Here is a 12,642-nt window from a genome sequence, read left to right as displayed (position 1 = left end):
AGGGTGTGGTCAACAAAGGCGCGGCCCGGCCGTTCGGCGGCAAGGACAGCCTCGAAAATCCGGGTCAGAAGGATAAGAACTGATGCGCATTGTCTTGACGCTGCTGTTGTTGCTGGCAGCGCCGCTGGCGTTCGGCGCCGACCCGTTGTCGATCCCGGCGATCTCGCTGGGCACCGGTGCCAACGGCCAGCAGGAATACTCGGTCAGCCTGCAGATCCTGCTGATCATGACCGCGCTGAGTTTCATCCCGGCGTTCGTCATGCTGATGACCAGCTTCACCCGGATCATCATCGTGTTCTCGATCCTGCGCCAGGCCCTGGGCCTGCAGCAGACGCCGTCGAACCAGATCCTCACCGGCATGGCGCTGTTCCTGACGCTGTTCATCATGGCGCCCGTGTTTGACCGGGTGAACAACGATGCACTTCAGCCGTACCTGGCGGAAAAACTCACCGCCCAGGACGCCGTTGCCAAGGCTGAAGTGCCGATCAAGGACTTCATGCTCGCCCAGACCCGCTCAAGCGATCTGGAGCTGTTCATGCGTCTGTCCAAGCGCACCGACATCCCGACGCCCGACGCTGCGCCGTTGACCATCATCGTCCCGGCGTTCGTGACGTCGGAGCTCAAGACGGCGTTCCAGATCGGCTTCATGATCTTCATCCCGTTCCTGATCATCGACCTGGTGGTCGCGAGCGTGCTGATGGCCATGGGTATGATGATGCTTTCGCCGCTGATCATTTCGCTGCCGTTCAAGATCATGCTGTTCGTGCTGGTGGATGGCTGGGCGCTGATTATCGGTACGCTGGCCGGCAGTTTCGGTGGCGTATGAACCTGTTTGACGAGGAGTGCGCAGCATGACCCCAGAAGTGGCCGTCGACCTGTTCCGTGAAGCGCTGTGGCTGACCACCACCATGGTCGCCATCCTGGTGGTGCCCAGCCTGATCGTCGGCCTGCTGGTCTCGATGTTCCAGGCCGCCACCCAGGTCAACGAACAGACCCTGAGCTTCTTGCCGCGTCTGCTGGTGATGCTCATCACCCTGATCGTGGTCGGCCCGTGGCTGGTGCGTACCTTCATGGAATACATCATTTCGCTGTACACCAGCATTCCCCAAGTGATCGGCTGACGTCTGCATGGAACCTGTGCTGGCGCTGACCGATACGCAGATCAGCACGTGGGTGGCCGCCTTCATGCTGCCGCTGTTTCGCATCGCGGCGGTGCTGATGACCATGCCGATCTTCGGCACGACCCTGGTGCCGACCCGCGTGCGCCTGTACCTGGCGCTGGCGATCACCGTGGTGGTGGCGCCGAGCCTTCCGCCGATGCCCGAAGTGCATGCGCTGGACCTGAGTGCGCTGCTGCTCATCGCCCAGCAGATCATCATCGGCGCGGCGCTGGGTCTGTCCCTGCAACTGTTTTTCCAGGCCTTCGTGATCGCCGGCCAGATCGTCGCGATCCAGATGGGCATGGGTTTCGCGTCCATGGTCGACCCGGTCAACGGTGTGTCGGTGGCGGTGATCGGACAGTTCTTCACCATGCTGGTGACGCTGCTGTTCCTGGCCATGAACGGTCATCTGGTGGTGTTCGAAGTCCTGATCGAAAGCTTCACCACGCTGCCGGTGGGCGAGGGGCTGATGGTCGCCAATTTCTGGGGGCTGGTGCTGCGCCTGGGCTGGGTGCTGGGGGCTGCGCTCATCCTGGTGTTGCCGGCGATCACTGCGCTGCTGGTGATCAACATTGCCATGGGCGTAATGACCCGGGCGGCGCCGCAGCTGAACATCTTCTCTATCGGCTTCCCCTTGACCCTGGTGCTGGGCATGGGGATTCTGTGGATCTCCCTGGGCGACATTCTCAATCAGTACCAACCGCTGGCGGTCGACGCCTTGCAGTTGCTCAAGGAAATGGTCAGGGCGCGCTGAGATGGCAGAGAGCGAGAGCGGTCAGGACAAGACAGAAGACCCCACGGACAAGCGCAAGAAAGACGCGCGAGAAAAGGGCGAGATCGCCCGGTCCAAGGAGCTCAACACCGTCATCATCATGATCGTCGGCGCCGCCGGTTTGCTGGCGTTCGGCGGCTCGATGGCAGAAATGATGATGCAGCTGATGCGCGACAACTTCACCATCTCCCGGGATGCGCTGATGGACGAGCGCAGCATGAGCCTGATGTTGATGGTCTCAGGCAAGGCAGCGCTGCAGTCGGTCACTCCGTTGTTGGTGGCCCTGACCCTGGCGGCGTTGATCGGGCCGATTTCCCTGGGTGGCTGGCTGTTCGCGGCAGGCTCGCTGGCCCCCAAGTTCAGCCGGCTCAATCCTCTGGCGGGGCTCAAGCGCATGGTCTCGCCCAAGGCGCTGATCGAACTGCTCAAGTCCCTGGCCAAGTTTTTCATCGTGTTGATCGTGGCCATCATGGTCCTGTCCAAGGACAAGAACGATCTGCTGGCCATTGCCCATGAACCCCTTGAACTGGCGGTGGCGCACAGTCTGCAACTGGTCGGCTGGAGTACCTTGTGGATGGCCTTCGGGCTGTTGATCATCGCTGCGGTGGACGTGCCGGTGCAGCTGTGGGAAGCCCACAAGAAGCTGCTGATGACCAAGCAGGAAGTGCGCGACGAGCACAAGGACAGCGAAGGGCGGCCAGAGGTCAAGCAGCGGATTCGCCAGTTGCAGCGCGAGATGTCGCAGCGACGGATGATGGCGGCGATCCCCGAAGCCGACGTCATCATCACCAACCCGACCCACTACGCCGTGGCGCTCAAATACGACTCCGAGAAGGGCGGCGCGCCGGTGCTGCTGGCCAAAGGCAGCGACTTCATCGCCCTGAAGATCCGCGAGATCGGGGCGCAGCATCAGATCCTGCTGCTCGAATCGCCGGCGCTGGCGCGTTCGATCTACTACAGCACCGAGCTTGAGCAGGAAATTCCGGCGGGGCTGTACTTGGCGGTGGCGCAGGTGCTGGCCTACGTGTACCAGATCCGCCAGTTCCACGCAGGCCGCGGCAAGCGTCCACCGCCGTTGAACGAGGATCTGCCGATTCCGCCGGATTTGCGGCGGGATTCTTAGGTTTGGTTTGAGTTGATGCTTTTTGGGTTGGCTTTGGATCGCCACATTGAAGCCCTTCGGGCGCGGTCGCGGGCAAGCGCGCTCCTACATTTTTTGCAACGTGCCGCATTCGGATGGACCGAGCGCATAGCCTTTGGCGCTGGCCAGAAAAACCTGACCCGTACGCCAAGGCTACCAACGCGGTCCATCAGGCCATGGCACGTTGCAACAAATGTAGGAGCGCGCTTGCCCGCGATAGGCCCGAAGGGCATCCATGTATCAATGTGCCGCCAGACAAATATGTCGACCCCAACACAATTCTGTATAGTGGCACTCTGACATTTTTCTCGCTTTCCCAGAGTTGGACAGAATTTTGCAATACCTGCGTTACAGCGCCTCTGGCGTCAAAAGTTTGATTTAACGCGCAGGTAGATAATCGGTGGATCGCTCTCAAATACTCACAAACGCACGCTCCGGACTGATCGGCCTGGGTCGTGGTCAGTTGGGTGTGCCGTTGTTGTTGCTGGTCATGCTGGCAATGATGATGTTGCCGATGCCGCCGTTCCTGCTGGACGTGTTCTTCACGTTCAACATCGCCTTGTCGATCGTCGTGCTGCTGGTCTGCGTCTACGCCCTGCGGCCGCTGGATTTTTCGGTGTTCCCCACCATCCTGCTGATCGCGACCTTGCTGCGCCTGGCGCTCAACGTGGCGTCCACTCGTGTGGTCATGCTCCACGGCCAGGACGGCCACGCCGCCGCCGGTAAGGTGATCCAGGCCTTCGGTGAGGTGGTGATCGGCGGTAACTACGTGGTCGGTATCGTGGTGTTCGCGATCCTGATGATCATCAACTTCGTGGTCGTGACCAAGGGTGCCGGTCGTATCTCCGAGGTGAGCGCGCGCTTCACCCTCGATGCGATGCCCGGCAAACAGATGGCCATCGACGCCGACCTCAACGCCGGCCTGATCGACCAGCCCGAAGCCAAGCGCCGTCGTCTGGAAGTCGCCCAGGAAGCCGAGTTCTACGGCTCCATGGACGGTGCCAGCAAGTTCGTGCGCGGTGACGCCATCGCCGGCCTCCTGATCCTGTTCATCAACCTCATCGGCGGCATGCTGGTGGGTATCCTGCAACACAACATGACTTTTGCCGACGCCGGCAAAGTGTACGCACTGTTAACCATTGGTGACGGTTTGGTGGCGCAACTGCCATCGCTGCTGCTCTCGACCGCTGCCGCGATCATGGTGACCCGCGCCTCGGGCTCCGAAGAAATGGGCAAGCTGGTCGGCCGCCAGATGTTCACCTCGCACAAGGCGCTGGCCGTCTCGGCAGGCATCATGATCGTCATGGGCCTGGTGCCGGGCATGCCGCACTTCTCGTTCATCAGCCTGGGCTTGGTGGCGGCGGGCGGTGCGTACCTGCTGTGGAAGAAACAGAACATGGTCAAGCTCGCGGCGATCCAGGAGGTCAAGCGTCAGCAGGACCTGCTGCCTTCGCCAACCCGCGCGCAGGAATCCAAGGAGCTGGGCTGGGACGACGTGACGCCGATCGACATGATCGGCCTGGAAGTGGGCTACCGCCTGATTCCGCTGGTGGACCGCAACCAGGGTGGTCAGTTGCTGGCGCGGATCAAGGGCGTGCGTAAGAAGTTGTCGCAGGAGTTGGGCTTTCTGATGCCAACCGTACACATTCGCGACAACCTGGACCTTGCGCCGAGCGCGTATCGTCTGACGCTGATGGGCGTGACCCTGGCCGAAGCCGAGATTTATCCGGATCGCGAGCTGGCGATCAACCCGGGTCAGGTATTTGGCAGCCTCAACGGCATCAATGCCAAAGACCCGGCGTTTGGCCTCGAGGCCGTCTGGATCGAAATCAGCCAGCGCGCCCAGGCGCAATCGCTGGGTTATACGGTGGTGGACGCCAGTACGGTAGTGGCCACTCACCTGAACCAGATTCTCTACAAACACTCACATGAATTGATCGGTCACGAAGAAGTCCAGCAATTGATGACGTTGCTGGCCAAAAGCTCGCCCAAACTGGCCGAGGAGCTGGTCCCTGGCGTGCTGTCGCTGTCGGCTTTGCTCAAGGTGCTGCAGGCGCTGCTGGCCGAGCAGGTTCCGGTGCGCGACATCCGCAGCATTGCCGAAGCCATCGCCAACAATGCCGCCCGGAGTCAAGATACCGCCGCGCTGGTGGCCGCCGTACGGGTCGGATTGTCCCGCGCAATCGTGCAAAGCATTGTCGGCATTGAGCCGGAGCTGCCTGTTATCACCCTGGAGCCAAGGTTGGAACAGATATTGCTCAATAGTCTGCAGAAGGCAGGTCAGGGTCAGGAAGAAGGCGTTCTGCTCGAACCGAGTATGGCTGAGAAACTTCAGCGCTCGTTGATCGAAGCGGCGCAGCGTCAGGAGATGCAGGGTCAGCCGGTAATTTTGTTGGTCGCAGGTCCGGTTCGCGCCATGTTGTCCCGCTTTGGACGCCTGGCGGTTCCGAACATGCATGTTTTGGCTTATCAGGAAATTCCTGACAATAAGCAAGTCACCATCGTAGCGACTGTCGGGCCGAACGGCTGAGGTAGTGAGTCATGCAAGTTAAGCGTTTTTTCGCCGCCGATATGCGTCAAGCCATGAAACTGGTTCGTGATGAGCTGGGCGCTGAAGCCGCCATCATCGGCAACCGGCGGATTGCCGGTGGCGTCGAGCTGACAGCCGCGCTGGACTACAAACTGTCTGCGCTGGCCCCGCGTGTGCCCAACGTCGAGCTCGAGGACGAGCTGCGCAAGACTCAGTCGCGCATCGTGACCGCACAGGCGGAGCTGACCAGCCGCAGCGAACTGGACACCGTCGCCAATCGCCAGCTGTTCGCAGGCATCGCCATGGACGACAGCAACAAGCAGATCGAGCCGACCCTGGACGAGCCGTTCCGCCCATCGATCCATGCCGCGATCGCGGCTGATCGTGCAGAGCGTGCCGAGCGTGCGGCGGCCGAGCCTGGCATCAGCCAGCGCGCCTACGAGTCGATGCGTTCGGAATTGAACGGCCTGCGTGAACTGCTGGAAGTCCAGCTCGGTTCGCTGGCCTGGAATCAACTGCAAGGCAGCCGCCCGCAACAGGCCAACCTGTGGCGTCGCCTGCAACGTGTTGGCCTGTCCGGCCCGCTGTCCCGTGACCTGCTGAACATGGTCCCGGACGTCGACGACCAGCCCCACGCCTGGCGCATGTTGCTGGCGCACCTGGCGCGCATGATCGTCACGCCCGACGTCGAGCCGCTCGAAGAGGGCGGGGTGATTGCCATGGTCGGACCTGCCGGAATGGGCAAGACCACCACACTGGCAAAACTTGCGGCGCGATATGTGTTGAAATACGGCGCGCAAAATATCGCGCTGGTGAGCATGGACAGCTTCCGTATCGGTGCCCAGGAGCAACTCAAGACGCTGGGCCGCATTCTCAATGTGCCGGTGACCCACGTCGATCCGGGCCAGTCCCTGGCTCAGGCGCTGGAGCCGCTGCTGCGCAAGCGCGTGGTGTTGATCGACACCGCAGGCCTGCAAGCCAGCGATCCTGCACTGCGTCTGCAGCTGGAAAGCCTGGCGGGCCGCGGCATCAAGGCGCGCAACTACCTGGTCCTGGCCACAACCAGCCAGAAGCAGGTGTTGACCGCCGCGTACCACAGTTACAAACGTTGCGGCCTGGCCGGGTGCATCCTGACCAAGCTGGACGAAACCGCAAGCCTGGGCGAAGTGCTCAGCCTTGCCGTGACACACGAGTTGCCCGTGGCCTATCTCACCGATGGCCCACGGATACCGGATGATCTGCATCTGCCACGTCGCCATCAGCTTGTAAGCCGGGCGGTGAGTGTTCAGATGCAGGAGGAGCCTAGCGAGGAAGCGATGGCGGATATGTTTGCGGATCTTTATCACAGCCCCGGCAAACGCGCGGGCTAGGTTAAGGAAAATGACATTGGAAAATACCTGCATCGATGGTCTGCCAGGCATTGTTCAGTCACTGAACGTGCAGCCCGAAATGTGGCTTAGGTCTAAGCAAGACAAGGTAAAAAATTAACATGGGCAGCATGCATCCCGTTCAGGTTATTGCGGTGACTGGTGGCAAAGGTGGCGTAGGCAAGACCAACGTGTCAGTGAACCTTTCGCTGGCACTGGCCGAGCTAGGGCGTCGCGTGATGTTGCTGGACGCCGATCTGGGTCTGGCCAACGTCGACGTATTGTTGGGCTTGACCCCTAAACGCACCCTGGCCGACGTCATCGAAGGCCGCTGCGAACTGCGCGATGTCCTGTTGCAGGGGCCTGGCGGTGTGCGCATCGTGCCGGCGGCGTCCGGCACTCAGAGCATGGTCCAGTTGACCCCGGCCCAGCATGCCGGCCTGATTCAGGCATTCAGCGACATCGGCGACAACCTGGACGTGCTGGTGATCGACACCGCCGCCGGGATTGGCGAATCGGTCGTCAGCTTCGTGCGCGCGGCGCAGGAAGTGTTGCTGGTGGTCTGCGACGAGCCGACTTCGATCACTGACGCCTACGCGCTGATCAAGCTGCTCAACCGCGACTACGGCATGAACCGCTTCCGCGTGCTGGCCAACATGGCCCAGAGCCCGCAGGAAGGGCGCAACCTGTTCGCCAAGCTGACCAAGGTCACCGACCGCTTCCTGGACGTCGCGCTGCAATATGTGGGCGCCGTGCCGTACGACGAGTGCGTGCGCAAGGCGGTGCAGAAGCAGCGCGCGGTGTACGAAGCGTTTCCCCGTTCCAAATGTGCGCTGGCGTTCAAGGCCATCGCGCAGAAAGTCGATACCTGGCCGCTGCCGGCGAACCCGCGTGGCCACCTGGAATTTTTCGTTGAGCGCCTGGTTCATCAGACCAGTGCAGGGCCAGTGTCATGACTGCAAGTGGCTATCGCATGTACAGCAAATCATCCAGAGATTCCCAGTACGAGCTCATCGAGCGCTATGCCCCGTTGGTCAAGCGTATCGCCTACCACTTGCTGGCGCGTCTGCCGGCCAGCGTGCAGGTCGAGGACTTGATCCAGGCGGGGATGATCGGCCTGCTCGAAGTGTCGACCAAATACGACTCCACCAAGGGTGCGAGCTTCGAGACCTACGCCGGCATCCGCATTCGCGGCGCGATGCTCGACGAAGTGCGCAAGGGTGACTGGGCGCCACGCTCGGTTCACCGCAACACGCGCATGGTCAGCGACGCGATTCGTGCCATTGAAGCAAAAACCGGCCGTGACGCTAAAGATCACGAGGTTGCTGCCGAACTTCAATTGAGCCTGGACGATTACTACGGGATTCTGAACGATACCTTGGGCAGCCGCCTGTTCAGCTTCGACGACCTTTTGCAGGACGGCGAGCATGAAGGGCTGCACGAGGACGGCGCGAGCCAGTCGCTGGAACCCTCGCGCGATCTCGAAGACGAGCGCTTCCAGAGCGCGCTGGCCGATGCCATCGCCAACCTGCCCGAGCGTGAACGCCTGGTGCTGGCGCTGTACTACGACGAAGAGCTGAACCTCAAGGAAATCGGTGAGGTCCTGGGTGTCAGCGAATCCCGTGTCAGCCAGCTGCACAGCCAGTGCGCCGCACGTCTGCGGGGCCGGCTGGGTGAGTGGCGCGCACGTTGATTGATTGAACGCAGGCTTTCGGGGCTGCGGATGGTATGTAAAACCGGCTGTGCAAGATGTTGTGTGGGCATCATGAGACAAGGCAGGAGCCGGTCGGATCGGGTCTTTGAAGATCCGCTCTGCTGCGCGCGTGACCTGCCGATTCGTCAGACCCGTCACTGTTATTCGTAGAAGCCGCTCGCCGGTATTGATTGAACGCGCGTCCAGGTGCTGGGCGCGTTAAAGACTGCTTGGAGGTCGAATTGGACAAGAACATGAAAATCCTCATCGTTGATGACTTCTCAACGATGCGGCGGATCATAAAAAACCTGTTGCGTGACCTTGGGTTCACCAACACGGCCGAAGCAGATGACGGTACCACCGCATTGCCGATGTTACAGGCTGGCGGTTTCGATTTCCTGGTCACGGACTGGAACATGCCGGGCATGTCGGGCATCGACCTGCTGCGCCAGGTGCGTGCCGATGAACGCCTGCGCCACATGCCGGTGCTGATGGTCACTGCCGAAGCCAAGCGCGAGCAGATCATCGAGGCTGCCCAGGCCGGTGTTAACGGTTACGTCGTGAAGCCATTCACAGCCCAAGTGCTCAAAGAGAAGATCGAAAAGATATTCGAGCGCGTCAATAGCTGATGTCCGCTGCGAGGGCGCTATGGATCCTAAAGATTCGACAATGGGTGACTTCGAGTCGACCCTGAAGAAACACGCACAAGAGCTCGTCACCAGCCTTGAAAAAGGCAAGTTCGGCGACGCCGTGCAACTTATCCATGAGCTTAACCAGACTCGCGATCGCGGGTTGTATCAGGAAGTGGGCAAGCTGACGCGCGAGTTGCACAGCGCGATCGTCAACTTCCAGATCGACCCGCACATGCCGCAAGCCGAGGAAGTGTCCCAGATCACTGACGCCACCGAGCGCCTGTCCTATGTGGTCAGGCTCACGGAAGGTGCGGCCAACCGCACCATGGACCTGGTGGAGCAGAGCACGCCGTTGATGAACGGCCTGAGCGAGGACGCCAAGGCACTGAGTGCCGATTGGGGGCGCTTCATGCGTCGCGAGATCGGCGCCGAAGAGTTTCGTGATCTGGCCCGCCGCGTCGATGGTTTTCTGTCGCGCAGCGAGAAGGAGACCCACCAGGTCGCCAGCCACCTGAACGACATTCTGCTGGCCCAGGACTATCAGGACCTGACCGGCCAGGTGATCAAGCGTGTCACCACGCTTGTGACCGAGGTCGAGAGCAATCTGCTCAAGCTGGTGCTGATGGCAAGCCAGGTGGATCGCTTTGCCGGGATCGAGCACGATCAGGAAGTGTTCCGTAAGCAAAAAGAACAGGAAAAACTTCATTCCAAGGGTGAAGGTCCGCAGATTCATGCCGATAAACGTGAAGACGTCGTATCCGGTCAGGATGATGTAGACGATCTGCTATCCAGCCTGGGTTTCTAACTTCCAGTTCCCGGGTTCTATGTGAAAGTGGCGCAAGGTCTGCGCGCGAATGCTTCGACGAAGGCAATGCGCGCAGGCCATCAACGCAGCCTCTGGATCGGTTTGACGGTTAATTTTAGGAGCACCCCCAATGAGCTTCGGCGCCGATGAAGAAATCCTTCAGGATTTTCTGGTAGAGGCCGGCGAGATTCTCGAGCAGTTGTCCGAACAGTTGGTCGAGCTGGAAAGCCGACCGGATGATGCGGATCTGCTCAATGCAATTTTTCGCGGTTTTCACACTGTAAAAGGGGGCGCCGGCTTCCTCCAGCTCAACGAGCTGGTTGAATGCTGCCACATCGCTGAAAACGTGTTCGACATCCTGCGCAAAGGTGAGCGTCGGGTCGATGCCGAACTCATGGACGTCGTGCTCGAAGCGCTGGACACCGTGAACAGCATGTTCGGCCAGGTGCGCGAACGCTCTGACATTACCCCCGCCACCCCAGGGCTGCTCGCCGCGCTGTCGCGCCTGGCCGAGCCTGCGTCGGCCGATGAAATCGCCGCTGCGCCTGCACCTGTGGTCGAGGAAGTGCCAGAGGCTGCGTCCGAAGACATCACCGATCTTGAATTCGAACAACTGCTCGACTCGCTCAACGCGGTCAAGGCCCAGGCGGCGGGTGCTGCTGTCTCGGCGCCGGCACCGGTGGCTGCTGCCCCCGTGCAGGCTGATCAGCCGGCCAGCGATGAAATCACCGACGCCGAGTTCGAATCGCTGCTCGATCAACTGCATGGCAAGGGTCAGTTCGCCGCCGATGCCGTGGCGCCTGCCGCCAACGCGCCATCTGCAGCGGCAGCGACACCTGCCAGCGACGAAATCACCGACGACGAATTCGAAGCCCTGCTGGACCAGTTGCATGGCAAGGGCAGCTTCTCCCCCGACGCCAGCGCACCGGTTGCCGCCGCGCCTGTGGCTGCTGCTGCCAGCGAGCCTGCATCGGACGAAATCACCGACCACGAATTCGAAGCGCTGCTCGATCAACTGCATGGCAAGGGCAAGTTCGAACCGGCCGTAGCCGGCGCGACCGCCACTGCTGCCGCACCGGTGAAGAAAGCCGAGCCTGCCAAGGCTGAACCTGCCAAACCGCAAGCACCGAAAGCCGAGGCACCGAAGGCTGAAGCGGCACCTGCGCCTGCGCCAGCAAAAGCTGCGCCTGCACCGGCGCCGGCCCGTGCACCTGCGCCGACCGCCGCCGACAAGGCGCCGACCGAAGCGGAAACCACCGTGCGCGTCGACACCGCGCGGCTGGACGAAATCATGAACATGGTCGGCGAACTGGTACTGGTGCGTAACCGCCTGGTGCGCCTGGGCCTGAACAGCGGCGACGAAGCCATGTCCAAGGCCGTGTCCAACCTGGACGTGGTGACCGCCGACCTGCAGACCGCCGTCATGAAGACGCGCATGCAGCCGATCAAGAAGGTCTTCGGGCGCTTCCCGCGTCTGGTTCGTGACTTGGCGCGCCAGCTCAAGAAAGAAATCAACCTTGAACTGGTGGGTGAAGAAACCGACCTGGACAAGAACCTGGTCGAGGCCCTGGCCGACCCGCTGGTGCACTTGGTGCGCAACGCGGTGGACCACGGCATCGAATCGCCGGAAGAGCGCGAAGCGTCGGGCAAGGCCCGTGGCGGTCGCGTAGTACTCTCGGCGGAACAGGAAGGCGACCACATCCTGCTGTCGATCTCCGATGACGGCAAGGGCATGGACCCGGCGGTGCTGCGCGCCATCGCGGTCAAGCGTGGCGTGATGGACAAGGACGCGGCCGATCGCCTGTCCGACACCGATTGCTACAACCTGATCTTCGCCCCGGGCTTCTCGACCAAGACCGAGATTTCCGACGTGTCCGGCCGTGGCGTGGGCATGGACGTGGTGAAAACCAAGATTTCCCAGCTCAACGGCTCGATCAACATCTACTCGACCAAGGGCCAGGGCTCGAAGATCGTCATCAAGGTCCCGCTGACCCTGGCGATCATGCCGACCCTGATGGTGATGCTGGGCAATCAGGCCTTCGCCTTTCCGCTGGTCAACGTCAACGAGATCTTCCACCTGGACCTGTCGACCACCAATGTCGTCGATGGTCAGGAAGTGGTGATCGTACGGGACAAGGCCCTGCCGCTGTTCTACCTCAAGCGCTGGCTGGTCAGCTCGGCCGCTCACGAAGAGCAGCGCGAGGGTCACGTGGTGATTCTCTCGGTGGGCACGCAGCGCATCGGTTTCGTGGTGGATCAACTGGTGGGCCAGGAAGAAGTGGTCATCAAGCCGCTGGGCAAGATGCTGCAAGGTACCCCAGGCATGTCCGGCGCCACCATCACCGGTGACGGCCGCATCGCGCTGATCCTCGATGTACCGAGCATGCTCAAGCGTTACGCCGCACGGCGTATCTGATTCAAGCGAGCGCGTCCGCCGTCACGGCAACGCGCGCCTCGTAGCAGCACGGCTTGCCGGCGGTGGCGCCTGCGGGACCGTCACCGCCGGCAAGCCGTGCTGCTACGAGGGCGTCGCCGGGATCAG

At 61.4% G+C, this 12,642-nt stretch carries 11 protein-coding genes; all 11 read left to right on the top strand.

Annotated elements, in window-relative coordinates:
* The first annotated feature begins 82 nt into the window (after nt 1-82).
* The 11 genes from fliP (at nt 83) to ACIPO9_RS13100 (ending at nt 12,516) form a co-directional block, all read left to right on the top strand.
* The gene (gene fliP, locus ACIPO9_RS13150) at nt 83-826 is read left to right on the top strand and encodes a flagellar type III secretion system pore protein FliP (RefSeq protein ID WP_274132385.1); all 744 of its coding nucleotides are present in this window, start codon (nt 83-85) and stop codon (nt 824-826) included.
* A gap of 25 nt (nt 827-851) precedes the next feature.
* Nucleotides 852-1,121, top strand: a complete 270-nt coding sequence (gene fliQ / locus ACIPO9_RS13145) for a flagellar biosynthesis protein FliQ (protein ID WP_400781355.1) — start codon at nt 852-854, stop codon at nt 1,119-1,121.
* Between the two features lie 7 nt (nt 1,122-1,128).
* A complete protein-coding gene (fliR, locus tag ACIPO9_RS13140; protein WP_274132387.1) occupies nt 1,129-1,914 on the top strand; it encodes a flagellar biosynthetic protein FliR in 786 nt (261 codons plus the stop codon).
* Nucleotide 1,915: 1 nt separating this feature from the next.
* Nucleotides 1,916-3,055: a flagellar biosynthesis protein FlhB gene (gene flhB / locus ACIPO9_RS13135; protein ID WP_274132388.1), complete on the top strand. Its 1,140-nt coding sequence runs from the start codon at nt 1,916-1,918 to the stop codon at nt 3,053-3,055.
* A gap of 418 nt (nt 3,056-3,473) precedes the next feature.
* A complete protein-coding gene (gene flhA, locus ACIPO9_RS13130; protein ID WP_274132389.1) occupies nt 3,474-5,603 on the top strand; it encodes a flagellar biosynthesis protein FlhA in 2,130 nt (709 codons plus the stop codon).
* An 11-nt stretch (nt 5,604-5,614) separates the two neighbouring features.
* On the top strand, nt 5,615-6,973 hold the full coding sequence (gene flhF / locus ACIPO9_RS13125) for a flagellar biosynthesis protein FlhF (RefSeq protein WP_274132390.1): 1,359 nt from the start codon (nt 5,615-5,617) through the stop codon (nt 6,971-6,973).
* A gap of 119 nt (nt 6,974-7,092) precedes the next feature.
* Nucleotides 7,093-7,926 (top strand): flagellar synthesis regulator FleN, encoded by an 834-nt coding sequence (gene fleN / locus ACIPO9_RS13120; RefSeq protein ID WP_274132391.1) that lies wholly within the window; start codon nt 7,093-7,095, stop codon nt 7,924-7,926.
* The gene (gene fliA / locus ACIPO9_RS13115; RefSeq protein WP_268800319.1) at nt 7,923-8,663 is read left to right on the top strand and encodes an RNA polymerase sigma factor FliA; all 741 of its coding nucleotides are present in this window, start codon (nt 7,923-7,925) and stop codon (nt 8,661-8,663) included. The genes fleN and fliA overlap by 4 nt, the downstream gene beginning before the upstream one ends.
* Before the next feature lie 254 nt (nt 8,664-8,917).
* On the top strand, nt 8,918-9,292 hold the full coding sequence (locus tag ACIPO9_RS13110; RefSeq protein WP_274132392.1) for a chemotaxis response regulator CheY: 375 nt from the start codon (nt 8,918-8,920) through the stop codon (nt 9,290-9,292).
* Nucleotides 9,293-9,311: 19 nt separating this feature from the next.
* Entirely contained in the window at nt 9,312-10,100 is a 789-nt protein-coding gene (locus ACIPO9_RS13105) for a protein phosphatase CheZ (RefSeq protein ID WP_274132393.1), read from the top strand.
* A 130-nt stretch (nt 10,101-10,230) separates the two neighbouring features.
* Nucleotides 10,231-12,516 carry a chemotaxis protein CheA gene (locus ACIPO9_RS13100; protein WP_400781353.1) on the top strand — a complete coding sequence of 762 codons (2,286 nt, stop codon included), beginning with the start codon at nt 10,231-10,233 and terminating at the stop codon, nt 12,514-12,516.
* Nucleotides 12,517-12,642 lie beyond the last annotated feature (126 nt).

The sequence above is a fragment of the Pseudomonas sp. NPDC090203 genome, assembly GCF_044746765.1.
Taxonomy (GTDB): Bacteria; Pseudomonadota; Gammaproteobacteria; order Pseudomonadales; family Pseudomonadaceae; genus Aquipseudomonas; species Aquipseudomonas putida_AD.
Note: the sequence above shows the minus strand (reverse complement) of the source record. Positions and strands in the feature narration are given on the sequence as shown.